The sequence below is a fragment of the Mahella australiensis 50-1 BON genome, from assembly GCF_000213255.1.
Lineage (GTDB): Bacteria > Bacillota > Clostridia > Mahellales > Mahellaceae > Mahella > Mahella australiensis.
In genome coordinates, this window is sequence record NC_015520.1 from 2,561,915 (window position 1) to 2,587,197 (window position 25,283).

Sequence of the window (25,283 nt, forward strand, 5' to 3'; positions counted from 1 at the left end):
GCTCCTTTTCTACTGTTTTGTTATACCGTCTATCTGTTTCATAATGATATAGGTTGTTATGAACAGACTGGCGATCACGTATATTAAAATCATTTGGCCGGTTCCCGTACTGAGTATAAGGTCTTTTGTCTCTGCAGAGCTTAGAATGGTGTAAACTACCATAAGCGCTATAAGCCCAAGCATGGCGAAGGCGGCACCTTTCGTTTTGGACAATACCGCGTGTATGTTCATACCGCGTACCAGTTTACGGTTTATCCTGTCGGCTGAGTGGTCGCATACATCGGTTATATCGCTTTTGGCCATACGTGCGAATATGATGCTGTCCACCCATTCGGATATGCTGTCTATATTCGTTTCGGTTTTAAATTGTTTAAGCGACTCGTCGATCGGTTCACCCGACTCCACTCTCCGTATAAACGCGTCAAGATACTGCTTGAGCGGTTGCCCGGCATATTCCGTCACCGATTCTATGGCTCTGTACAGATTTGGGTTAGCACGCAGGTATACCGACACATCGCGTGTAAAAGCTCCGAATTGTTGTTCCAGTTTATAAATCCTGTTGCTGCGGCGGTTATCAAGATACATCATCGTCAATACGATAATCAATACATCGAGCAAAAACCCGTATAATATATTGCCCGTTATGCCCGCTGCGGCGATCACGCCGGCCATAATGTATAAACCGTATATGATAAACATATCCGGGTCCATACCCGGTATGAGCTCAGCAGCCGCCATAACCAGTTTGTCGTTTGTCTCGCCCAGAAAGGCGAACGGCTTGAACTTATCCGGCTGCTTGCGTATCAGCATTCGGTTTATCCGCCTGCGCAGCTCATAATCCTTATAATCCTGATACGACATAAAAATTAACATACATATCATAACCGCAACAGCGGCTAGTATTGCTACAATCATCAGATCACCTGATTTCCCTGGTCACTTATCATCTGCGGCAGCATGTCGTATGCCTTTTTGATTACCTGCGTCTTCCGGTGAACACGCATCTTGCGCATAATGTGGTAAACGTGGTTCTTGGCGGTGTTCTTGGATATTAGCAGTTTATTTGTTATTTCTTGATTGTTTATCCCGTTGATGATGCATAACAGCACTTCTTTTTCGCGGGTAGTGAGTTTTTCCGGCACGGTTCTATACCTCCTGTATAAATATCTCTTTCAACACTGAAATAAAATCTTCGTATTTCTTTATCTCGGCTTTTAATTCTTGGTTTTCTTTTCTCAAAACCTCTGTTTGATTGCCGTTGGCCATGCGTTTTTTTATGGTTTGCAAAATCGCGTTTAATTCGTCTGTTTTATCAGCTGGGTTATCGGTCTTTGGCTTATCGGCGGCAGCTGTTGGCTGTGCCGCTGGGAGCTTTGCGTTATTCGGTTCCGCCGTGTCTGGTTCGGCCTGCGCTAAGGCTTCGGTTATCCGCTCGGAAAGCAATGGCAATTTAACGGGCGAATAAAATATATCCCTGATGCCGGCTGCTTTCGCTTCGGCTATAAGCTCGGTGTCTTTGTTATCCGCCAGAAACATTATACGCCGGTTTTCTGCCGGTGTTATCAGCCGGGCTATTTCGCCCGGTTCTGTGCTCTTTTTAGACAAAACCAGTATATCGGCTTTTTCGCGATCAATTGTTATCCGATCGGCAAATTCCTCTTTGAGAGGTTCGTCTATCGCTTGTATCCGCGTATCAATATAGATTTTTTTCATAAAAAACATCCCTTCTGTATACTTTTTTTAGTGCGTCTCTTAAAACGAAATTGGCAGTTCGACTATTTTGCCGTCTTCTATAATATATTCCAAGTTATACGACCCGTCATCGTTTAAGCCGTGCACCTCCGCTAATTCTTTTATTATCCTGCCTGTGTTGTCACCCTGCTCATTTTCCAGTATATCAAGAAACACCACTATATCCACTGCGCCTACTATAAACTTATGCAACATAAGATCGTCCATGCTGGGCTTGAAGTCTTCAATCAGCATCTCAAGCCTCTGCAGGCCCAGGTACGTACTTGAGGCGTGTATGGTTGTCATAGACCCCCTGTGGCCCGAGTTCAATATTTCAAGAAACTCATATGCCGCTTCTCCTGTACGTATCTCGGTTAATATTATGCGGTTCGGGTTGGCACGCAAGCAATTCCGGAGCATATCCACCCAGGTTATGGCTTCCGCCTCGCCTGATGCTTCTCTGGTTTTAAGATAATATACATATGTCAATGGCAGTACCATCTCATGCGTGTCCTCCAGCACGGCTACTATGTGTTTAGGCGGGAAATAATAAGTAAGTGCATTTAAAAATGTGGTTTTACCTGACCCCGTTTGGCCTATCACTACAATGTTCTTGCGGTCGGTTACCGCCTGTTTAAAATAGCCGATTATTTCGGGTGTGAGGTTTTGCATGCCGGGGGCCAGTTCCGGTAATTGTTTGGTGCCGTATGTGTGCTTGCGTATGATGATGTTAGGCCGGTCTGATACCGGCGGTATCATCAGAAGAGCACGCGAGCCGTCGTACAGCTCAGCGTCGGCATAAGGATCTGCCACATTGACTGTCTTGCCAACGCCCGCCGCTATCTTGTCTATTATCCTGCGGACATCGGCCTCATCGGTAAAACCTGCCGGGTCGTCTTTCTTTTCTTCGCGCTCTACATACATAATCCTTGTTCCCATAACAAATATATCCGTCACATCAGGGTTTCTGAGATACTTTTCAATAGGCCCCAGCCCGTATAATCTGTCATATACCAGTGTGGCATATTCGTCTACCCGCCCCGGTGTGTCTAAAAGATACGGATGATGGCTCTTGAGATATTCTTCCGTATATTTTGTAACCGCCGCCTTAATACGTTCGGTATCAAGAGGGCCGCCTGATGCCGATAACACTGCTGTACGCACATATTTGAGCATATCGTCCATGTTGGTTATGGCGGCTTCCAAATCGATATCATCCACTTTATTGATTTCCTTTATACGCTCTGTTAACGGCATAACTCAATTATCCCTTCTTATCCTATATTTCAATAGCTGTCACCTGAACGGCTTGCTGTATTTTTTCATACATAGTTTTGATATGTTTTTCCAGCCGGTTGTCTTTATGGCCTTTCAGATCTTTTATGAACGGCACTTCGTAAAAAAACGGTAACCGGTTCTGCATTTTATCTAAAAATTGTATCTCTTTACCTTTCTTCCTGTTCACCACAAAGAAGAAGTTTTTGGCCTGGTTTATGTTGTTTACCATAATCCAGTCGAGAAACCCGTTTATACGGGCTGCCACGCGGTAGTCGTCTTCGGCTATAAGCAGAACCGCGTCAGACCTGTTTAAAACGTCTATGGCACGCTCGATAAATCCCGGTTGTATGTCGACTAATACCACATCGTATTTTTCTTCAACCCGCCTGACCATACGGTCGAATTCGTCACGCGGTATACGCTCATGCGCATCCGGGAAACCGCCCACTATCACGTCGTATTTTGCGTCTTGCGGGCGTTGCACGTTGTCCGCAAAATTGTATTTGGTTGCCATAAGAACGTTCTTTGTTATGTCAAGGTCAAGTATAGCCGAGAAATCTCCCGGTGAAAAATCGAATTCTATGATACATACCGATTGATTTTGCGATATTACCTCAGCAAACCCTAATGCGAGAGTGGTTTTACCCACCCCGCCTTTAGGTGAAAATATTGAAATAAGCACTGTTAATCTCCTTCTTCCTTATTTTGAAATAACAATAGCATACTCGCCTGCCGTAATATTAACTGCCTTGACAGCCGTATCTTTATCCGTCTTTATAATGGCATACTTGATGTTGCTGCCTGTTGAGTCTGTGGTTGTTATCACACTGTATACCGGCAGGTTCTCTATTACGTTTGTGTTCTCCTGAGGTTGTTCGGCAGGCGCTGCTGTTTGGTCCGTTGGCTGTGTTTCGGTTATGGGTTGCTGTGCTGCTGCAGTATTCCCCAGGCATACCAGGTTAATTTGGTTGCCTTCTCCTATCATGGCCGACAGTGATTCCGGCAGCTCAACCGCAATAAACGTTTCATTTTCTTTCAGCACCGGTTCCTGTTCGGATAATGCATCCCTGAATATTATATCGCCCGGTGCACGTGTTACCGCCGCTGTTTTGCCTATAACATCGTTGACATCCGTCATAGCCCCGCTCGGGATAGCTGTGTTGGGCACCTGCATGGTATCCAGCATGGTTTCCTCAATCTTCATGCCGGCGTTGATTGTGGTTTTAGCCGTCAGTATACCGGTTGTACCCGTTGTTGATGTGAAATATACATATACTATGGCACCCACGATAAGCGCGGGTAGTAATAACATTAATAATCGTTTGCTCCCTTTCAAGAAAAAATCTCCTCTCAAATCAAATTATTTGCTGTATAAGTATCTGCTCGAGATCCAGCAGCATTTCATTTATATTTTCTTTGTTATTAGTCTTGCCCATAAGCCGGAAGATGCCTTTAAGCTGTTCTTTGGCAATCTCGGCGTTGCCGTTCCCGTCCGGAGTAACCGCAGCCGCTGTCTTGGTTACCGGATCTTCAAACGATACCCGGCTGCGCAATCCGAGATACATCTGCGCCACATCGGTAAACCGTGCCGGATTCTTATACCTTTGTGCTATAGCATCGATTGTTACCGGGTCAAACACCAGGTCGTATATGCCCAGCGCGAGAGCATAACCGATATACGGTGATTTTTCATCGCCTACCAACAGTATTACGCGCTTATTGTCACGCCGCAAAGCGAACAGAAAATCCTTAAGCGGTATTTTAGTTTCTATATTAGTCGATGTTATAACCGTATCGGCTTCTTTTTCCTCAAGCAAATAATCGGCGTAAAACCCCTGTTTTCCGTTTACCGCATCGGCTACGGCCTTATCCAATTCTTCCATTCCTGTATAAACAATTACCATCACGCGAAGCTCTTCCTTCCTTTATTATTTTTTGTCCTGTAAACATACAAAGAACTGTTTCCTCTGAGAAACTCGCGAACATCATCGGCCCGGCCGGTACGTTCCAGTTCGGCTATGTGAGCTGCCACATCAGCTTTATCCCTGTACAGGAGGGCAGCTATTAAAGCCGGCGTATAATTCCACTCGTCTATCATCTGTACGATGAGCATGTCTGTTGTATCGCTGTATGCCCGTATCGGGTGTGTCGTATCCGGATTCTTGCCCTTATGCAAGACTGCTTTTCCCTTGCTCAACTTAAGACCTCCTTAGCTATTTTTGTTGGCTGTCGGCCCTTTGGACGAATTAATTGTATAATTGTTGACGTACAGCCATGTGATGTATACACTACATACCGCCGCTATAAAGCCGATAATATTGTCCAAAAGCGAATCACCTCCTTCCAAACGCTGCAAACAGTACCAGTACCGTAACAGCCGGATTAACCTAATGCCCGGAAATACTCTATTTAGCGACTATGTCCAGTTTAGCTGCTGTTGTCCCGATCATTTTGTGTTGGTTATCATATATAGTGTAGAGTGCCCGGCCTTCGTATCTCCCCGGAGCAATATTCTTTGTTATAGTGCAAAACTCAATTTTCTCTGAGGGCTTTAATACAGGCGACATGTATATATTGAGCGGTTCCTTGTATGTTTCTATTAATCGGCCGGTATGATCTTTCCTGGATATTAGCTGTACTTCAACTACACACGATAAATCGTTTGGTTTGCCTCTGGCTTTACCGGTATTCTGCACGCGCAGATTCATTTTACCGTTTTCGATTGTTGGTGTTAAATTAAGATTGACATTAAAATATGCCGGTTCAGGCGGCTTAACCTGATTATTAGTGAATTCAGATGCTGTTTTATCTGTATTATTGTCTAGAGGGACTGTGCTTTTAGGTAAAATCAAAAAAAGCATTAGTATAATGCATCCAATAGCAGCCAGTATAGGTAATTTGCTATACTTTTTCTGTAATATGCCTATATATGAATCATCATCAGTTTTTACATAGCCCAGCAGCTTATCGTTTCTTGGCTTATCAGATAATACCGGGATATTGTTGGTTATATATCCTACAATGTTTTCTTGCGGTTTACTGTCCTTGTTCTGTTTCCGGTCAGATTTGTCGCATTCCACATATCCTATAACACGGCTGTTGTCATCCGGCAATTTATCTGTTATCTGATATAAACGGTTGCTGATAATTAGGCTGTGTGCGGCATCTTTAATGTTCGTTTTTGCTAAACTGATTGTCTTTTTATCGCTTGATACAGCCTGTTTTTTTAACGGATAATAAATCATTATTTGTTCTCCTCGCCCAATAATTAAATTAAGAGAAATAAGAGAAAGGCAGTGCTATAACTATGCACTGCCTTACGCAAAAAAAGAAAACAAAGTTATTCCGCAGGTCCTATCTCTAAAACCATGTTATATTTAAAACTCTGCCCCGCAGTATTTGGCCATGCTTTACCATAAAGAGCACTGCCAACCAAGGGCAACGTGGACGCCTCAGGTGTTCCTGCGTCCAAAGTGCCTAACACTTGATTTGGTACTGATAAATTTTTCCCATTTATAGATATTGCTATATTTGATTTCGTTTGTTCAACAGTCAAGTTATCCCAATCAGTAAAAGCATTATCAGCTACTAATGCCGGTGCTTGCACATAGCCTGCTGCTATTTCTTCCGGTGTTAATACTGCCGGCTGTGTGCTAACCATTGTAACTGTTAATGGTTGTGATGCCCTCGATACTATCTCGGCAGATGCCCATTCAATACTACGGTCTTCTTTTATAGTAAAATTTAAGGATACCGGTACATCCACATCAATATCATTAACTGATTCGACTGTGCCTATTATACTGACATCGGATGTTTGTGTAACCCCTTCCGCCAGTACAACTGACGAAAACCCCATAACCATTATCACAATAAGTGTTATTGATATAAACTGTTTCATAAAAACATATCCTCTCTTTCTATTGCATCTCAATCAGCAATTCAACATTATACTGAATATTTTTGCCAGCCATATTTCCCCAACTCTTTCCATACTTTGCTGATAATGCTAAATCAAGGTCTTTTTCACCATTAAAAGCCGATGGGATTGTTCCAATAAGCCCTGATTTACGGTATAAACCAACTCCATTTAATATTAAACCGATTTTCGAACGAGTATCTGCTTCTCCCAAACTAAGCCATCCAGCATCGGTATATGTGGCCGGGTCTACCAAGCTTGGTGAGTCGCCTACCGTAGATACATTATTTATGCTAACCTTTAATGGTGCTGCACAATGGGAAACCAATTTAATTACAGGAGCCTTAAAAAGTCTATTACGATCTATAACAAAATTAATAGATATCGGAACATCCACATCCAGCGTTGTTATAGGCTCTATATTTCCCAGTATGATTACATCATACTCACCATCTCCTATAGCCATATATGAATAATCATCGGGGTCTAAAGACGCATTATCCAACTGTTCTTGTTCCTCTGGGCTAATAACATCATTCTCACCAACCATAATCGGCAACTTATCTATAAGCTTATTTTGACTATCAACCAACAATATTATCGATAAACCTGCACTCTGCGCTTTTACTTCTCCAGTATCTGTAATACTTACACTTGCTGGTTGCACCATACTGCGTGCTACAAATCTATATGATGCATCAGCAGGGTTTAGATTAGCTACTTGATAACTTGCCGTTTCTCCAACTTTTAAATAGTTAACAGATTTATCAACTATATTTCCTGTAACAATAGATGGTTCATACAACGCTTGTTCATCTCCTGATGGGGGATTATTTTGACTTACAATAATGCCATCATGCGGTAAAGAAAAATACTGACCTAAAGAGCCTGACATAGAATAATCATCGCTCCAGCTTGCTAAAGTATCTCCTGGCTGTATACTTACAAATCCTGATGTTACTGGCTGATTACCACCATTTGTTATTTTTACTACTTTTGCACCATATACATGTTCAGTGTTATCTGGAAATTTAGCCATTAAGCCTACAGCCGCAAATCCATCTTGAAAAGCCTTTAATTTGCCAGTTGAATCTATAGATGCATTATAATTTGTTTCACCATTGGTATCATATAAATCCTGAACAACCCACTTATACTGCAAATCTGGATTACTTACCGTAGCTGTAAAATTTAATTCTTCGCCAGTACTTAATTCATAAACACCTGTTAAAGATTCAATATCAACGGTTACTCTAGTATCTGTGTCCATAATATTTTGGGGCAAACTTTTATTATAACCACTAGTTGATGGCACAACCCGCTTAGTAACATTGCTTAGATGAATCATATTTGCTAAACTGCTTTGCGAGCTTGTATATAACAATAATATCGGTTTTGTGGTACGGTCAAGAGTACTATCTGCAAAATACGAAGTCGAAATTGCACCTACAGGAATCTTAATAATACCTGTTATATTTGTGCAATCATAAAATGCATATAACATATATATTACTTTGTCTGGTATAGCAGGTAATTCTGTTAAAGAAGTGCATTCATAAAATGTATATGACATATTCGTTACAGTATCTGGTATAACAGGTGCTTCTATTAAAGAAGTACATCCAGCAAATGTATACACCATATTCGTTACAGTATCTGGTATAACAGGTGCATATTCCAAAGGCTGCATACGAAATGTACTATCCATGGTCGATACAGGTTTCCCATTTATACTTGCTGGAACCTTGCCTACTATCCTGCCATCTACTATGTCTCCTAAATACCAAGCCAACCCTACTGTACCTGTACCATTGTTAAGCACATAATACCTCCACAGTCGTGCATGTTCAGGCGTCATTTCATTGCCATCCGTGTCTATCCATACATCACCTTCTGCATAATATAGCATTGTTGGGTCAGCAGCACTAGTAGTTCTTACCTCAACAAAAAACATACCACTCAATAAAACGGTTATGCATAACACATATGCGAGTAGTTTTCTACGGTTAAAATGCATGCTTACTAATTTCCTTTCTAAAATAATTTAACCTGCACTTTTTCTGTTTTTTAATAATTACTAATATAAACCGCTCTTATCGCGGAAAAAACATTCAATGTTATATCACCTCCTTTCAAACGCTGCAAACAGCACCAGTACCGTAACAGCCAGATTGGCAATGATACTGCTGCTCGGGATCCCTAATATGTGCCTGTGGCGGCCAAACGGCCAGAACAGCTTAACTCCCGACGGGTTAAGCATATCCAGCACAAGATGAGTAATGCATCCTGTAGCAACTGCATACCCTGCTTGAGGGTTATATAAATATACCGGCAGTGAAAATACCGCCAGTCCGATAAAAGAGTGCATCCAGCCTCTGTGCCCGCCGCCTATTACCGACAACAGCGGTATTTTGCTGCCGAGCATCGAATGAGGCGTATCGAGATCAGGAAGCAGAGCCCCCGCACCGGCCGCTATCATACCTGCAGGCGTGCCGGATAATATATAACCGGCTGCTATCCCCGCTGCAAGATGCGTGTATCCTTTCAGTTGAAACACTTCCTCTCCATTTTCCCCTAAGCCAGTTGACCAAGGCTAAGCGCTTTCCGACTTGCTGCCGCTACGGTGTAAATATGCAGATATTTGGTTGCACAGACGTCTATGCTGAATTTTTGTTCGGCTTTCTGCCGCGCGGCCTTACCCATCTGTTCTTTTTTGTCTGTGCTTAAAACAAGTTTTATTGCTCTTGCCAGTTCATCAGGATTAGCAGGCGGCACAAGTATACCGCATGATCTATCTATCTGCTCGGCAATGCCTCCTACCGTTGTTGCAATAACCGGCAGACATGAGAACATAGCTTCAGTGACTGTAGTGGGCAGGCCTTCCAAAAGAGACGGTTGAACGTACAGATCCGCTCCGGAAAGCAAATCCGGTATGTCTTTTCTTTCGCCCAAAAACCTGACACGATTTGTTAATCCCAGCCTGTTTGCCTGGCTTTGCAGCATATCCCTTTCAGGGCCGTCTCCTATAATACGCATTTCCCACGAAAAATCGCGCAGCTTGGCCAGCGCATCTAAAAGATAATTGTATCCTTTCATGAAAATATTTACCCGCGGAGACTCGCTACTTTAGTTGCGAGAGGAGCGGGTTTCTCCTTTCTTTGTCGTATTGCCAACCAGAGTTCCTTTGCAGAACTTGCATATATTTCCATGATACCCCTTGACAGAGACAATTGCCCGTACTGTCTTTGATGTCGAAGTACCCACTTGATCTTACAGCAACGCGTCCTGTAAAGTTACCCTGATATTTGCCATTTGGTATGTTAGCTTTAACTATATCTCCTGTTTGGAACCCAAAGTACTGCTTCCGGTTTTTACGGTAGCCCTTTGGGAAACCGTATTTGTCTGTCCTGCACATCTGCCTATTGCCTCTTCCTATGGCTGACCATATTGAAACATATTCTGTTGAAATTGTTATTTCATCAGATGTGCTGGCGCCGACAAAGCATGCATCATAATAATGCGTTTTAGGCAGTTTGTGCGCTAGTCGCTGTTTCTTTGTCATGGCACCCGTGCCGCATTCAACCGGCAAACCAAACTTTTTCAGATTGTTGTACAATGCCCATCTGGTTGCATTCATCATTGCAGCGTCTTTAAGCGGTTGTTTAGCTTGTTTTTGTATCTCTGGATAGCCGAATTCTTCTGCTGTCATATTACCTTTCTTTTGGTTACATTTATGACAAGCTATTGTTAAATTGCTTATCCTGTCAGTGCCACCTCGGGATTTAGGGATTATATGCTCTACTTCCAGCGGTACATTCTCTTTGCCGCAGTAAGTACATTTACGCCCCCATTTCTCAAGCAGGTATTCTTTAACCTCATAACCAAACAATTCTCCATGCTGGTACTCCACATCGTTGATGTCCGGGTTTTGCATTAACTGCGTATCAAACTTAACATGCTCTGTACTGATTGCTGTTATAGGCAACAACTTACACAGTTTTGTTACGCAGTTAATCGTCTGATTAACTCTGGCCTGTAACGACGGAGGTAAACGCTTTTCACGATACCCGTTATCAACATAGTTCCTTGCTTTTTGGCACGGCCTGCAATATCGGCTGCCATGTTTTGCGTTTTTACCACATGCAACGCATTTTGCAGGATGCCTGTTGTTAAAACGTGCCTGCCTGTATCTTGTCTTGCGGTTACGTCTACTACTTCTCAACGCACGTCTGTCTTTAAGTTTTTTCTTAATATTGGATTTATGATGTATTTCTCCTAACCATATGGCCTTAGTATCATCTGCCAAAACAGCTACACCTGTCGCTTTGCTGCCAGGGTCAAGTTTCAATCTTAAGGATTGCAACTGACTTTCTTCTTCCGTCCTGTCTTTAAGCCGTATTGTAAACGGTTCTTTTTTGTGGACAACTGCTCTGCTGCGTTCAAGCAACAATCTCGCTCTTTTCTCTGAACATGGCATTAACGGCTTCTTGTGTTTATCTAGTACAAATACCATAATTTTCTCCTTTCGGAGCCCCTTACGGGGCTAGTAACGCTGCCTTCCGGCAATCTCTCCGCGCCAATGTTATATAAGCTTTTTGCGCTTAGCACACTGCCCATACCCTCGGAACTGTTTAATGCTGAGCGATAGATCTACGGACTGGAGAAGCATCCATAGGTATCATGACTTATATAACGTAGTCAGTTAAGACTTAGGCTGGTCAACCAGGCTCTTTTACAAGCCTACCTCTTTAGAGGTGGGTAGTTGACGCCCGCTAATCTGCCGACGGATACGATGACGGGTATTGAGTTACGATCTTTGTGTTTGGTCGGATAAATCGTTTTATCCAAGCCATTGTATACTACCGAGGAAATCATATCATCGGGCAGTTCAACTGCATATTCTTCAAGAAAAGTCCGCATCTGCCCGTTTGATACGAAGACTACCCAATCAGCAGCTTCTATACCGGCTATCTCGGCCCGTCTGATATTGTGCCATATGGTGCTGCCTTTAACTAGCGAACCGTCAAGGAGGGTTTCCTGAGCTAGTATGTTGTGAACGGTTAGCACAATCGGTACGTCCGGGAACCTCTCTCTTGCCAGTTTAGCCGAAAAAACATCATTCGCATGTACTACATCCGGCTCGGAATCGAGATTGCTCAGGTATTCCCAAAACTTAACGCTGTTATGTGCATAATACCGCTCCCCCTCTCTTAAATCTCCGGGCTTAAGCGAGACAATATCAGCCCTATGTCCCATATCCGCATATTTGTCCTGCATTCGCGTGATAAACGTTGAAACGCCGTTAGTGGCCGGGTGGACCCAGCCGATTGAAATTAGTATGTTGATTTTGACCCATCTCCCTTTCTCGACCGTTTATATATAGAAAAAATAAAAACAGGGCCCGCAGGCTATCAAAAGAAACGGACCGAAGTCCGCACTAAAGAAAGGAGAACCCTGCGAACCCTGAAATATTTGAACGGATACCCGGCAAACTTAAAAGAGGAAAGCGGAAACCTTCCGTTTGCCTCAAAAAAGAAAGGAGAACCCGGGCATCCGGACAAACCCTATTTGGGAGTGACCTGCGACAGTGGATTAATCCATCTGCTGTTGGTCCACTTGCCTATCGATATGCCGAAGTGCAGGTGCGGGCCGGTTGACCTGCCGGTTGTCCCGGCTAATGAAATCTGTTGACTCTGCTGCACTGTCTGTCCTGTTGTGACAAGTAATTTTGAATTATGTCCATATAATATATTATACTGACCTGACTCTATTATTACAACATTGCCGTAAGCATCGTTCCATCCGGCAAATACCACTGTACCGTTCGAGGCGGATAATACGGGTGTTCCTTCCGGTACGGGTATGTCTATACCGCTATGGTCAGCCTGTTTGCCGGTTATCGGGTCGGCTCTGCCGCCGAAATACGATGATATTTTCGTATGCCCCGGCAACGGCCATGATATGCCGGTTGTTATACCGATTGTTTTATAGCTGTCGGCAGCCGCCCATATCTTTGATACGTATTTTTCTTCGGCTTCGGCCAGGCGATCGTTTGTATACCCGCCATAATTAGCCAAGCCTTTGAGCGTCTGTTGTTTCCATATTTCGCTGTTCCAATCCACTGTTATATTCCCTATATGGCCTTTTAACAGCGATGTGCCGGCTATAACCTGAGCACGCGGGTTATCACGGTCAGCCACCCTGTCAAACCCCAACCGTTCGAACAGCCCGCCGTCTATGTGGAACGGCATGATCTGCATCAGGCCGTATGCGCCTGACGAAGCGTTACGGGCTAGCGGATTAAAGCCTGACTCGATCTTTATAACGGCAGCAATCAGCCATTCCGGTATACCGAATTTTTGTGACGCCTCTTGTATGGCCGGTATTATATCTGCAGGTATACCCGTATAATTCGTATTACCCGGCAAAGAAATACCGGTACCGTAGCCGAGCAGCCAATCCATACGCTGCTGATTATTTTCAAACCCCGCTGATGCTTCTAATACGGACTGAATCACTATATCCATATCGCTATCGCCCAGTTTTAACTCCTCTTTGAGGTATTTTTTCAGCCTGGCATATTGTTCGCCTATCAGTTTAGTTTCGAGCGGTTGCATATATGTTGTCCGCGTATTACCGCTTGTATTAGTTACTTTTTTGTAAGTATAGCTGTATTCACCGATTATACTATCGGCGTGAGTCAGTAGCGTATCGGTGGATTTGTCGATTACTACCCACTCGCTCCATGTCTCCCCTGTTTCCGGGTCGGTAAATGTTTGCAATTGCTCGGTTATCCTGTCAGCGGTCATATACTCAAAAAACGGTTTCATATCTTCCGCTGTCTCGTTTATTTCATCAACGGTTATCTTTGTATCGGTTGCCGTATTCTTAAACGTTATAACCGACCATACCTGGCCTTCGGTCAGTTCCAGCATGGCATCTCTGCCATATGAATCGTATTGGCTGCGTGCATTGGCTTTTTTAACTGCCTTGGTTATACATTCGTCGGCTATCTCGCCTTCCTCGGTTTCTATATCGCTGTGATCAGTAGTCAGCTGCGCGTATATGACGCTTGTGGCAGTAAAAATTAAAACAACAACAACTACAACCGCGATTATGATCGGCAGGTATGGGGCAAGCATCTTAAGTATCAGCTTTCCGCCTGCTTTAACCGCCTTGCCGCCGGCTTTCTTAATACCACTTGTTACTGCTTGTTCGGCTTGTTTTGACTTTTGTTCCGCATTATCGGGCAATTTAAACACCTCTTCCATAAAAAAAGCCCTTCCTGTTTGCGGGAAAGGCTTTTGTAGAGGGCAATCGCTTATTTGAAGTTTTTATAGACATCCAGGCTGTATTTGAATGATATACGCTCGGTTTTGGATGTGTCTACGCCAAGGTGGCCAAGCGTTGCTATCCCGCTTGCGTATATCCGTTTATTGCTGTACCATACCTGCAGGTTTTCAACAGAAATATTGTTATTTGCAAGCGATGTCAGAACCCTGTTCCTCGCATCATTAGCATTAAACGTAACATTTTTGTTGTCAACCGCTATTGATTTGCCCCGGGCTATGGTCAATCCGTCCTGTACGGCATTGTATATCTTCTGCCGGCTTATGCTCAGCTGCGTTACGCCCGTAAAGTTGATCATCAATATACCGAATATCAGGATTAGCACACTGATGAAAATCATGACGGCATCACCGCGTTTATCGCTTTTTAACCTGCACAGCGGCCTACCGGTCTTTCTCAGTTGACGGTTCGCTGCCATGTTATAGTCCCCCAAGCATTACGGTACGGTACGGTTTTAATGGGGTATACTTCGCCGTGCTGATTATCCGGCAGTTCTACAAACCGGCCGTTTAACGTGTTAACCGGCGCGTCTTTGAACAGATCCAGCGTAAGCGGGCCCTCGTTTGTTTTTACCGTTACGGAGAAGTATATCAGCGATTTACCCGGTATACCCGCTTTGGTGTATTTGAATTTGGCCCAGAATGTGACGCCGCTGCTGCCTACACCGCCGGACAGTATCCTAAACTCCACGGGGCTGACTGTCATCGTGCCGTTGTTCTGGTACCTTGTTATCAAATGGTACGGCTTTTCAAGCTTCGTTATCTTTGAATTAGTGGTCAGCGTAAAAGTCAATTCAACTTCAAACGGTTTCCATGTTTTGGCGTCCAAATTTTTCTCGGTATACAGATAGTCACGGGTAAACTCAACATTAGCTGTTGTTACTAGGGGAGGCTTCTTCGGAGGAAAATCGATATCTTCGCTAGGGTCGGTCACATATATGGTATACGTTTGCGTTGTTAGAGGGTGCACAGTCGGCTTGCCCCTCGTTACTACCGGGGGATCCTCCGTCTGCGGAAGCCACACCAGATCAGTACCGTTAGCCGTGATGTGTTTGTACATATTTCGTGTGTATGTGTGTTTCTCGGTCACCTCCACGTCTTGCACCCACTGTACCGACTTGACGGTGTAGTTGCCCACAGCACTGAATTTTACCGTTGTTCGTGGCCCTGCCGTCCGGTTGTTAGTGTTTGGGGTAACCATGGTCATGGCTCCTAAGCCCGCCGTTTTAGTCCATTCATAATATAAGACTTTTCTGTCAGTATATGTCTTGGTTTCCGTCGTTGTTTCTGTTTCTCCCGTAAATATCCAATCGTCTACAATATAATTTCCGCTGCCGGCGGCCGGGTCTCCCTTATTCCCGCCGCCGCTACCTGAGCCTCCGCTGCTTGAGCCTCCGCTACCTGAGCCACCGCCGCCACTGCTACCCTTTTCCGTCTTGCCGGGCGTGCTTTGTTCGTCTTTATCAGTTTTTGCCGGGTTCGGCTTTTGGTCTTTTTTGTGCTCAAGCTCTACTTCTTCATCAGGTTTGGCGTGCTTAGTGTTGTCATCATCGTTATCTCTTGATGCAAAGGCCGGTACCGCGGTAAGCGTCAGTATTATCACTAAAGCGAGTAATACCGATAAACTCTTTTTCAGCATTATAAAAAAACACCTCCGTAAAAATAGTAAAAAAAACAACCCCTCTCCGGGGTTGGGCAAAACTTGTTATTCGTCTTCAATAGGTTCTTCAACGTATATTTTCCACTGACCGTCTATCTTCTTAAGCCACACGGCCCAGTAGCTGCTGCTAACATCTTCTTTAACAGGAGCGATATTATGCGCTCTTACTTCCACTTCGGCATATGCATAGGCGGGGTTCTCAGGGTTTTCAGCTACTTCTCCAAAGTCCGGTGTGGTAAACACACAATATTTGACCGTTATGCCGTCAAATTTGCTTATTTCTTTTACCCTCACTACTCTTTCTTTTCTTGCCGGCGCGTTAACCTTGGCATAATTTTCGGCTGTTTCAGGACACATATACTTTTCACCCTCATGACCGGTGAACGTACGGTAGTCGTATTCGTTCTGCGCTCTGTTGTATGCTGTCAGCATTTCTCTGATCGCGTCCATTTCCGGTCCGTATTTCTTGTCTAATGCCGCAATTGCCGCCTTATCTTCTTCGGTTAGTTCGGTTTCGTCAATCTCTTTGGCCGAAGCAAAGTATTCCTCCAAGGTGGAATCGTTAGCCGCTTCTTTATCCGCTTCTTCCGCGGCTTTCCTGGCCGCTTCTTCCTCGGCGGCTTTCTTCTCCGCTTCGGCTTTGGCCAGCTCCTCCTGCTGTGCCTTCTCGGCTGCAAGCGCCGCCTGATGTCTGTCGTATGCGTACCAGCAGCCTATGCCGACCAGTGCTACGGCTACAACAACTACTACTATAAAGATTTTGTTTTTGAACATGGCTTTTGCTCCTTTCTTATGACAATTTCCGCTATTCGACTTGATGCTGTTGCCTGATGAATTGGCGTACACCTTCTACAAACTTCTCGGCTTGTCGCATTTGACTCTCTGCCTCTTGTTTAGCTGCATGGAAAATTACATCAATGATTCTCTCTTTCATAAAGCTCTATGCCCTCTTTCTCAATATTCATGGAAAACGGCAGTACATCTAGGAATTGCCGGTATTGATCAAGATTTTGCAGGAATATAGATACAACAATATTATATTTTAAAGATAAATCAACTGTTATATCAGTTATTAAATCATCTACACTTTTAATATAACTGTCGTCCCCGTCAACTAATGCTATTATATCTATGTCCGAATCACTTTCTTGAGAAGCACGAGCGTAAGAACCATACAAAACTATGCTTTCCAATTTTTCTCCCAAAACGGCTTTGATATTATATATAATATCATTTATAAGTTCGGGAGACAGTGAAGTCTTTTTGATTACTTGTTCTGTTCCGTGCAACATGCCTTACATCTGCTCCTTTCTTTTCTTCTCATATTATACCATCTCCGCTTGGAAAATACAAAAAAGCAGCACGACACAGCAACCCGCCGTACTGCTTTTCGATTGTATTCCTTCTTATTCGGCTTTCCCGGCTATACGCCTGACCTCATCTATGGACAGGCCGGTGTATAAAGATATTTCTTCCACCGTCAGACCGTGGCTAAGCATATTCTTGACAAGCGTCCATTGGCCTTTTTCTATGCCTTTCTCTATGCCGATTTTTTCCCTTTTCTCAAATTCTTCTTGAAACAATCTGTCGATATTGGCTGACATAGTCTCCGCCTCTTCTCTATTTATCTAATGAATCGAATATCCACATCAATCTGTGGTTGGCTCCATACCCTATCTGCTGTAATAACAGGCAGATTCATATGTCTGCCCAGAGCAATGCATGCCCGATCTCCCAAAGATAAGCCGAATTGTTTTGTTATCGAACGCAATAATCCTGCCTCATAGGCCAGTTGCCAATCAAAGCTTACAACTTCGATATTAAGCAGTTCAACAATCACCCGAATATCTTCGGCAGTTATACCAATATCATCTAACTTCGACACCAATTCAGCAAAATTAACAGAACCGATAATGGCCTCCTCCTTAATTGCCTGCCTGACTATATCAGCTCCTGGTTCATCGTTAATTAACGCCAATACCGCAGAAGCATCCAATACCCAGTTGCAGGACTTACTCATTTTTTGCCTCTTTTCTTCTTTCGACTATTAATTCTTCTGATAAAATCCGATTTGAGCGGACGTATTTATGCATTATCTGTTGAATACGCTCAATGTTTTTATCCCGATCGGTATCTATCAGACTTTTAAGATAAGTTCTAGCTTGAGAAATTTTTTCCTCCGGTAATATCTCTATAAGTTGAAGGATCTCTTCTTTGCTATCTTGAACTGACATAACATATTCACTCCTTTCCTCTTTATATAAATTTGAGGATGACCGTGATGGCTATGCTCGCTACTCCCAAAATAACGGCGGTGACAAGAAGGTTATACAGCGAATCTATCCTTTTGTCCTGCGTATAAAACTTGTCGGTAAGTTTCTGCTCTACGCTAACAATTTTGTCGGTTAACTTCTGCTCTACGCCATCGATCTCATCGGATAAATTGCTTCTTTATAGCAATTTGATAAAGCCAATCATCGCCGCCATACCAGCTATAACAGTGCCAACCGTCCACATGAGATTTTTGGACAAGCCCTTTTGGATATCCTTGATCTCCGCCGTCATATCGGCACGCAGCTCCTTGTTCTCTGCTGTCATATCGGCGCGCAGCCCCTTGATCTCCGCCGTTAGGTCAGTGCGTGTTCTCTCGGTGCTGGTACGGACTTCCTTGATCTCCACCGTCATATCGGCACGCAGCCCCTTGATCTCCGCCGTCATATCGGCACGCAGTTCCTTGTTCTCCGCCGTCATGTCGGCACGCAGTTCCTTGATCTCTGCGGTCATGTCGGTACGCAGTTCCTTGATCTCCGCCGTTAGGTCGGTGCGCAAACCGTCTATTTTCTGATCCAGTCGATTCAACCTGTCATCGATCCTGTTAGGCCGAAAGTCTATTGGTTCCTCGTAGTTATATCCGGCAGTCTTTTCTTTTAGTTCGTCTTTTTTCCCTTCGTCCATGGCTTTCGCCTCCTCAATCATATTATATCACTTCTCCTTCCCGTTTTAAACATAAAAAGGCAGCACAAACACAACTGGCTTGTACTGCCTTTTAGTCCTGTTTCTCCTTGTACTTTGCCGGCAGAAAATGTCCGGCATCAACATAACGCCCCTGCTTAGCATGGCGTTATTTGCTGCCACCCACAGTAGTGGACCCGCATTAGGTTGCGGCGTTGGACAGCTCGGGCCTCCGAACTTTTAGTCCGTTATCCCAAACATTTTTTACATCTATAGTATACCACGTATTTCTGATTTTGCAACAGCTTCTCCGGGTCGCTGTTTGCCAACGCAAGATCATGAAAATATTTACCCGCGGAGACTCGCTACTTCAGTTGCGGGAGGAGCGGGTTCCTCCTTTCTTTGTTAATTACAAATACCATAATTTCTCCTTTCGGAGCCCCTTACGGGGCTAGTAACACTGCCTTTCGGCAATCTCTCCGCGCCAATGTTATATAAGCTTTTTGCGCTTAACACACTGACCATACCCTCGGAACTGTTTAATGCTAAGCGATAGAGCTACGGACTGGAGAAGCATCCATAGGTACCATGACTTATATAACGTAGTCAGTTAAGACTTAGGCTGGTCAACCAGGCTCTTTTACAAGCCTACCTCTTTAGAGGTGGGTAGTTGACGGGCGAGGTCCCGTGTCCGGGCATGCCGGATACTGACTCTTCTCCCAGAAATGGTTCTTGCCTATTTCCGAATCGCTAAGATTAAAATAATTGTATGTTAAGACATTGTGCCCATCTGAAGTTACCGGGTCGTCCCAAGTGGTATCCAAGTGATAGTACTTGCCGTCAATCTTGACTATATTCCAAGCATGACCTCCCATGGTTATGCCGTTGTTCGCGTCGCCTGATACTATTATATTTTCTATGCCCGCCATATTGAGCAACAGGCTTGTCGCTTCGGCATATCCTTGGCATACCGCCGTATTCTTGACCAGCGCGCCGTACGCGTCGTACGATTCCTGCGGGATGGTATTGTTGTCATAGTTTTCCTTATCGTACTTTGTATTATTAACCACATAATCATGTATCGCCTTCTCTTTTTGCAAATCCGACATCCCCGGCTTAACTATTGAGGATACTATATCTTTAGCCTTGTTGTATAGTGCCAGCACTTCCTGTGCATCAGGGCTGATCTTAGGTTCGATGCCGTCGGCCACCGACTTCAGCAACTGTTCGGATGTATATATTAATCCTTCTTCTATGCCCGACAATTCAATTTTGACGGGAGTTGAATGCATTATTTCGTTTCCCTCATCATCTTCAAGTACAATTTCGAACCAGTATGTGCCTTTATATTCCTCAGATATAAAAGTGTTTGCCGAAACGGTCTGAGTTGTTGGCTGATAGGTAGAAGCACCCCCCAAATAACTTACGGGCTGACCATTAGGATCTTCTTTTAATCTGACGCTGAGGAATGTATACGGAACAGGTCTTTGAAAGCTAAAATGTACCACATAAAGCGGATCCTCTGCCCCCTCGATGTCTACCGTTACGTTATAAAGCTCCACCGTATCGCCCGTGAACAGACGCTCTACAGCTGTTTCGGACACAACGTCGGTTCCCCCGATAACCGTGATCATATCGCGCGATATTCCTTTTTCTTTTGCAAAAGCCCTGACTTCGGGTTCTACGCTGTCCTTTGCCGCCAGCAACAACACCGGACTTTTTTGCGCCGCTAAAGGCGCGGTGGATAACGCATCGGCAAAATCAGCGCCTGTTACCATAAATATGCCGTTGTTGGCAGTTGAATACCGTTTGGCTATGTTAAGCGCTGTTATATATCTGTTATCGCCGTATATTCTTTTGGCATGTATGCCCATGTTTTGTATCTGCGCCGCCGCACTGTTGCCCACCACATCAGGCCCGCCGATTATATCGACTTCTTTAATACCAAGTTTCAGCAGAGCATCGGCCGTTGCTTCCGGCAAAATATTGTTATAGGCAAACAATATCGGCCAACCGTTCTTTGCCGCAATTGGCGATACTGCCAAGGCATCCGGATAGTCAAGCCCTGTCGCTATTATCGCCTTGCCACCGGTTGCTCCCGTTATCTTTGCTATCTCGGCTGCCGTAGCGGCACGGTCATCGCCGTATACGCGCTCGATGCTTATACCGTACTTGTGCAACTCGCTTACCACTGTATTCGATACCACGTCCGGGCCGCCCAATACATATGCTTTTTGAGGTTTGAGGCGCTTGATTTCGCTTGTTATCGATGCGGGGATTTTGTCTTTTTGTACAAGCAAAAGAGGCGCATTAAACTTATATGCCAGCGGACCGCCTGCCAATCCATCGGGGAAATCATCCCCGCACGCAATGACCACCGTACCTGCACTGTCCCAACCTGCTTTGCTTATTTCCGCACAGGTGGCATACCTGTCGGCTCCCGCAAGCCGCGTGTATGTACTTTCTCCGGCAGCCGACACGGTTACCGTACAGGCAACCATGACGGCTATAACAACTATTATTGCAATTATTTTCTTTTGCATGATAAAGTTCTCCTTTCTTTTTTTCTCTACGATTACGTTGTTAAGGAATAATGGCTGATGATTGACTGTTGTTGTCTGTGACGCTGTTCCCGGGTACCTGCAGCTTTATCCACAGCTCAGGCAACCCGATATATAACGTTTCTCCGGTTTTAGGCGAAACCTTATCTAGCAATGGCTCGTACCTATCCCTTCGTATAGCGTCTTCTGAATCCTCATACACAACCCCCTTTATTGTAAAATTGCCCATCGCATCACGTTTATGCTTGACGCCGTTAACGTTGACCGCCTTTGGCTTATTTTTAACAATAAAATAATTGTATTGATACACAAGCCTGGGTTGTTCGCCATACACAAGTACAGTATCTTCCGCATCGAGTTTTTCCAACAGATATTGATCTCCGATTTCTCTGTATACATAATAATAGGCTTCCCCACCAGCGATACTGTATCCCAGCTTGAAAGGCTCAGCGGGGCTATCTGCCGTTGTATTGTTTGGGCCGAACGATTTGATACCGGACATCTCTATTTCTGCCGTTTGAATATCGCAAGCAACCGCCGGAGCCACTGTCTCGTACCATATAATGGATACAGAAACGATAGTAAGAGCGACGCCGGCAACTATGCTTGCGATTCTTAGATATTGACCGATCGCGGTATCATAATATATAAGCCAAAATATAATGATGACAAGTATTATGGTTACACCGATTAGAGGCAAAGCCAATCCTATATCCAGTTGCATATCTATGATGATACCGACAATAGCAGCTGCCACCAGTATTGTTAATATGGTTAACAATATCTTTGCTATATTTTCAATTCTCATTTTTGCTTTTTCTCCTTTCTTTTTTCCCAGCTATATAAATATTAGCATATACATTGCCGGAATGGCAACTTAAAAGCGGGTGTTAAGGTCTCATTTTATCCAGGCTGTCAACCCTCGAGTGGTAGTTTATCGTATCGGCAGCGGCATTTAATCCGCTGAATGCCGTTTTGCTCGCTACTTGTACGCTCCTGCCTGCTGCCTTGATATTGTTTCTTAATCCGCCGCCTTGTACACCGACCGCCTCGTTCCACGCTTTACCTACGCCTTTTATACCTTCTTTGTTCTGCAATGATGTCGCGATAGACGAGCCTGCCATAGCAAGCGGTGTTCCTACCGCGCGGACTGCCGTGCCTGCCAAACTGCCAAGACCGGATGCCAGTTGCTGGCCTGCCTGGCCTGCCGGTAAAGCCGCTACCGATGCCACGCCGTGAGTCAATGTTTGTGCTATATTGGCAGCTCCCTGCACAAGCCCAAGACCGGTTATCATATTAGCGCGGGCATTGCTGACTGAACCGCCCATTACCGGGCTGTGCACTCCGGGCTGTTTCGGTGCCGGGTTTGGTGCAGATGCCTCTCCCGATGCACCTGCCATACCATCAGCTGCACCCCCGCTGCCGACAGAACCCGATGCACCCGCCATAGACATCATGCCTGCCGCAGCAGCTGCGCTTGCTCCGGATCCTCCTGTACCACTTGCTCCGGACCCGCCTGCCGCGCTTGCGCCGGCTGCGGCTCCTGCTGCGGCGGCACCGGCGGCACCTTTGCCTAAAGCTCCCAATACCTTGCCGGCTGAGCTCATACCACCGAATTGAGCGGCTACCGTTTTGCCCAGTGTGGGTAATGCGGCTACCGTACCGAGCATACCCGCCACTTTCGAGGAAGCCCCGGCTTCGTCAAACCCGGACAGCCTGATCCACAGGTTCTGCACTGAGTTTCTGATCATTTCCGAGATCGGTATAAGCACCATGGCGCATACCAGCGTACCGCCGGTGCCCATGTATGGTGTAAACTGCAAGAATATCATGAACACAAATGCATATGCCGTCTGCATAAATATATTGCTTATTATCTCACCCATCCATATACCGGCCGCACTCACGCTCTTCTCTATGGTCCACAGCGCGGCTACAAACGGTGTGAAGATGTACAGCACGGTTATGGTGAACATGCGCATGAAAAACATGATGTTCAGCCGGAACTCGAGAAATGCGAATAACAATATGACAAACGCGGTTAACAACGGGCTGCCGGTTTTTATATTGCTTATCAGGTTATCGGATAACCCTATCGTGTCGCTTAACGACGAGCCGTTGCCGATCATGCCGGAGATACCCATCACTAATGCATTGTTTACCTTAAGCAGGGTCTTTACAAATGCCGGTGCGAACAACAACAGTATACCGGACAAGGCCAACCGCTGTATGGCATCGATCGCTTCCTCTCTGGCTCTGGGTCCTTTGGTGCCGGCATTTATAAAACGGAACCCTGTTATGATAACCGATATAAGAAGTATCGGAAACGCCAGTGTTTGTATACGGGTAAACCATGTGTTCATAGCCGCATCCCAATCCGAGCTCATGATGACAGGATTGGTTATCAGGGCATCAACAGTTTCACCTTTATTGAAGATTAGCGTATCCAAGTCTTTGAAATCCAGCAATCCGCGGCCGAATTGCTGGATAGCCGTTGCCACTGATACTATTACCTGGGCAAGTATCTTCTCGAAGATATTGCCTTCCTCGGCATCAACGGCAGCCCGGGCAGCTGATACTGTAGAAGTAGCTTGCTGCTTGGTATCACCTTCCGCAGCCGGTTTTTCAACAATTGCTTTATATATATTATTAGCCGATGCATAAGCTTGTTTATAATCGCCTTCAAATCCGAGAGACACGAATTGCGTCTTGCCGTTTTTTGTGGTCGTCACGCTCATGCGCAATATACCTTTTTTCGGTTTGGACAAATCAATATCTTTGGTTTTAACTGTTATTTTGCCTTTATCGGATCGGGCTTTTACCGCATTAATTATCTGTGTAACATCATCTGAAGTAAGCATAGCATCAGCAGGTCCCGCGCTTAAACTGGCCAGCATATAAAAATCAATTGTTATATCGTCATCGTTTCTAATCAGATTAATCGCTTTTGTCAGGTCCGGATCAGCGGCTGATGCGGTAAACGGCAATAATATAACTATCGCAATAATTACAACGGTTAATATTTTCTTGTATTGCAATTGATATCATTCCTTTTATGTTTTCCTGCGTTTTCCGATAAAGTAGCCGAGTAGCCTTCTCCTTTGCCCGGAGGCGCAAACCCGACCGGCAGTTGACGCGGTTGTTTTTTTTGCGGTTTGCTCTCCTTCCCGGCAACAAAGCCCACAGCCGGGGGATGCGCTTCCATTTTGCGAAGGCGCTTAAGTTCTCTGGAATACGCTATATCGGCCTTGATTTCTTTTAAGTCCAGCAAAATCATTAGCAACCACAAAAATACTGTCATTGCGATGTATAACCACAGCCACGAATTAAAATGCAAGGTGATATCGGTATGATATATTGTGTCGATAGCAATGCCTACCACATACGACACAGGCAAATTTATCAACAAGCTTTTAAATAAGCGCGGCGCAAAGCCCATCATAAGGCCAAGCCCCACAATTCCCAGCACATAATACAATATATATACCGGGTGATCACCCAAAATGTGAGCAAGAAGCATTAAAAATAAAAGTTCCATTTTTTATTCTCCTTTCTTTTTTTGCCAAACACAGCCTACTTGAATATTTTCTCTATATTCTCGAACGTTTCCCTCAACAGACCCTGCATAGCGGCATATATCTCATTAACCTGCTGCATTAGGAAATAGATCCCGGTTGCCATTATGCCGAACAGCGACGCAAGTTTGAACAACACGGCCGGGAATGACAAAATCAACAAAACAGCAGAGACCGCGACACAAAACACGGTGAACCCGGACGGATAAGCCTGTGCGATCTTAACCAACCAATCTGATACCGGCATTTTGACTGCAC

29 protein-coding genes are annotated in these 25,283 nt (G+C 44.7%); all 29 read right to left on the minus strand.

All coding sequences use genetic code 11. The annotated features are described in order from the left end of the window. Positions 1–9: 9 nt before the first annotated feature. A complete protein-coding gene (locus MAHAU_RS12010; RefSeq protein WP_013781997.1) occupies positions 10–915 on the minus strand; it encodes a type II secretion system F family protein in 906 nt (301 codons plus the stop codon). After that, on the minus strand, positions 915–1,142 hold the full coding sequence (locus MAHAU_RS12015) for a response regulator transcription factor (RefSeq protein ID WP_041644128.1): 228 nt from the start codon (positions 1,140–1,142) through the stop codon (positions 915–917). Before MAHAU_RS12015 ends, MAHAU_RS12010 begins: the two co-directional genes overlap by 1 nt. Positions 1,143–1,146: 4 nt before the next feature. Next, on the minus strand, positions 1,147–1,713 hold the full coding sequence (locus tag MAHAU_RS12020; protein ID WP_013781998.1) for a hypothetical protein: 567 nt from the start codon (positions 1,711–1,713) through the stop codon (positions 1,147–1,149). 39 nt (positions 1,714–1,752) lie between these two features. Beyond that, positions 1,753–2,988 (minus strand): TadA family conjugal transfer-associated ATPase, encoded by a 1,236-nt coding sequence (locus tag MAHAU_RS12025; RefSeq protein ID WP_013781999.1) that lies wholly within the window; start codon positions 2,986–2,988, stop codon positions 1,753–1,755. Between the two features lie 22 nt (positions 2,989–3,010). Continuing rightward, positions 3,011–3,691, minus strand: a complete 681-nt coding sequence (locus MAHAU_RS12030; protein WP_013782000.1) for a CpaE/TadZ family protein — start codon at positions 3,689–3,691, stop codon at positions 3,011–3,013. A gap of 18 nt (positions 3,692–3,709) precedes the next feature. After that, on the minus strand, positions 3,710–4,321 hold the full coding sequence (locus MAHAU_RS12035; RefSeq protein ID WP_148258426.1) for an SAF domain-containing protein: 612 nt from the start codon (positions 4,319–4,321) through the stop codon (positions 3,710–3,712). A 43-nt stretch (positions 4,322–4,364) separates the two neighbouring features. Further along, on the minus strand, positions 4,365–4,916 hold the full coding sequence (locus MAHAU_RS12040; protein ID WP_148258427.1) for a hypothetical protein: 552 nt from the start codon (positions 4,914–4,916) through the stop codon (positions 4,365–4,367). After that, positions 4,913–5,206 (minus strand): hypothetical protein, encoded by a 294-nt coding sequence (locus tag MAHAU_RS12045; RefSeq protein WP_013782003.1) that lies wholly within the window; start codon positions 5,204–5,206, stop codon positions 4,913–4,915. The genes MAHAU_RS12040 and MAHAU_RS12045 overlap by 4 nt, the downstream gene beginning before the upstream one ends. A gap of 208 nt (positions 5,207–5,414) precedes the next feature. Beyond that, a complete protein-coding gene (locus MAHAU_RS12050; protein WP_013782004.1) occupies positions 5,415–6,254 on the minus strand; it encodes a hypothetical protein in 840 nt (279 codons plus the stop codon). A 95-nt stretch (positions 6,255–6,349) separates the two neighbouring features. Further along, complete coding sequence (locus MAHAU_RS12055) at positions 6,350–6,910, minus strand: hypothetical protein (protein WP_013782005.1); 561 nt, start codon at positions 6,908–6,910, stop codon at positions 6,350–6,352. Between the two features lie 19 nt (positions 6,911–6,929). Further along, entirely contained in the window at positions 6,930–8,945 is a 2,016-nt protein-coding gene (locus MAHAU_RS12060) for a leucine-rich repeat domain-containing protein (RefSeq protein WP_013782006.1), read from the minus strand. A gap of 105 nt (positions 8,946–9,050) precedes the next feature. Beyond that, on the minus strand, positions 9,051–9,485 hold the full coding sequence (locus tag MAHAU_RS12065; RefSeq protein WP_013782007.1) for a metal-dependent hydrolase: 435 nt from the start codon (positions 9,483–9,485) through the stop codon (positions 9,051–9,053). 17 nt (positions 9,486–9,502) lie between these two features. Then, complete coding sequence (locus MAHAU_RS12070; protein ID WP_041644131.1) at positions 9,503–10,024, minus strand: glycosyltransferase family 4 protein; 522 nt, start codon at positions 10,022–10,024, stop codon at positions 9,503–9,505. Between the two features lie 25 nt (positions 10,025–10,049). Further along, on the minus strand, positions 10,050–11,441 hold the full coding sequence (iscB, locus tag MAHAU_RS12075; RefSeq protein ID WP_013782008.1) for an RNA-guided endonuclease IscB: 1,392 nt from the start codon (positions 11,439–11,441) through the stop codon (positions 10,050–10,052). Positions 11,442–11,668: 227 nt separating this feature from the next. Further along, positions 11,669–12,274 (minus strand): glycosyltransferase, encoded by a 606-nt coding sequence (locus MAHAU_RS12080; protein WP_342630325.1) that lies wholly within the window; start codon positions 12,272–12,274, stop codon positions 11,669–11,671. Between the two features lie 218 nt (positions 12,275–12,492). Then, positions 12,493–14,199 (minus strand): M23 family metallopeptidase, encoded by a 1,707-nt coding sequence (locus MAHAU_RS12085; protein ID WP_013782010.1) that lies wholly within the window; start codon positions 14,197–14,199, stop codon positions 12,493–12,495. 50 nt (positions 14,200–14,249) lie between these two features. After that, positions 14,250–14,696 (minus strand): hypothetical protein, encoded by a 447-nt coding sequence (locus MAHAU_RS12090; RefSeq protein WP_013782011.1) that lies wholly within the window; start codon positions 14,694–14,696, stop codon positions 14,250–14,252. Further along, on the minus strand, positions 14,675–15,916 hold the full coding sequence (locus MAHAU_RS12095; RefSeq protein ID WP_013782012.1) for a hypothetical protein: 1,242 nt from the start codon (positions 15,914–15,916) through the stop codon (positions 14,675–14,677). The genes MAHAU_RS12090 and MAHAU_RS12095 overlap by 22 nt, the downstream gene beginning before the upstream one ends. 66 nt (positions 15,917–15,982) lie before the next feature. Further along, positions 15,983–16,711 carry a hypothetical protein gene (locus tag MAHAU_RS12100; RefSeq protein ID WP_013782013.1) on the minus strand — a complete coding sequence of 243 codons (729 nt, stop codon included), beginning with the start codon at positions 16,709–16,711 and terminating at the stop codon, positions 15,983–15,985. 140 nt (positions 16,712–16,851) lie between these two features. Further along, the gene (locus MAHAU_RS12105) at positions 16,852–17,229 is read right to left on the minus strand and encodes a nucleotidyltransferase domain-containing protein (protein ID WP_013782015.1); all 378 of its coding nucleotides are present in this window, start codon (positions 17,227–17,229) and stop codon (positions 16,852–16,854) included. A gap of 114 nt (positions 17,230–17,343) precedes the next feature. Next, the gene (locus tag MAHAU_RS12110) at positions 17,344–17,541 is read right to left on the minus strand and encodes a hypothetical protein (RefSeq protein WP_013782016.1); all 198 of its coding nucleotides are present in this window, start codon (positions 17,539–17,541) and stop codon (positions 17,344–17,346) included. Between the two features lie 20 nt (positions 17,542–17,561). After that, positions 17,562–17,957 (minus strand): type II toxin-antitoxin system VapC family toxin, encoded by a 396-nt coding sequence (locus MAHAU_RS12115; RefSeq protein ID WP_013782017.1) that lies wholly within the window; start codon positions 17,955–17,957, stop codon positions 17,562–17,564. Further along, positions 17,950–18,171 carry a hypothetical protein gene (locus tag MAHAU_RS12120; protein WP_013782018.1) on the minus strand — a complete coding sequence of 74 codons (222 nt, stop codon included), beginning with the start codon at positions 18,169–18,171 and terminating at the stop codon, positions 17,950–17,952. Before MAHAU_RS12120 ends, MAHAU_RS12115 begins: the two co-directional genes overlap by 8 nt. Positions 18,172–18,388: 217 nt before the next feature. Next, positions 18,389–18,892, minus strand: coding sequence for a hypothetical protein (locus MAHAU_RS12125; protein ID WP_041644133.1), 504 nt, complete (start codon positions 18,890–18,892; stop codon positions 18,389–18,391). A gap of 653 nt (positions 18,893–19,545) precedes the next feature. After that, on the minus strand, positions 19,546–21,432 hold the full coding sequence (locus tag MAHAU_RS15135; protein ID WP_013782020.1) for a cell wall-binding repeat-containing protein: 1,887 nt from the start codon (positions 21,430–21,432) through the stop codon (positions 19,546–19,548). A 40-nt stretch (positions 21,433–21,472) separates the two neighbouring features. Continuing rightward, the gene (locus tag MAHAU_RS12140; RefSeq protein ID WP_013782021.1) at positions 21,473–22,258 is read right to left on the minus strand and encodes a hypothetical protein; all 786 of its coding nucleotides are present in this window, start codon (positions 22,256–22,258) and stop codon (positions 21,473–21,475) included. Positions 22,259–22,340: 82 nt separating this feature from the next. Next, complete coding sequence (locus tag MAHAU_RS12145) at positions 22,341–24,488, minus strand: hypothetical protein (RefSeq protein WP_013782022.1); 2,148 nt, start codon at positions 24,486–24,488, stop codon at positions 22,341–22,343. Next, a complete protein-coding gene (locus MAHAU_RS12150; RefSeq protein WP_013782023.1) occupies positions 24,467–24,988 on the minus strand; it encodes a hypothetical protein in 522 nt (173 codons plus the stop codon). The genes MAHAU_RS12145 and MAHAU_RS12150 overlap by 22 nt, the downstream gene beginning before the upstream one ends. Before the next feature lie 35 nt (positions 24,989–25,023). Then, entirely contained in the window at positions 25,024–25,272 is a 249-nt protein-coding gene (locus MAHAU_RS12155) for a hypothetical protein (protein WP_013782024.1), read from the minus strand. Between the last annotated feature and the right edge of the window lie 11 nt (positions 25,273–25,283).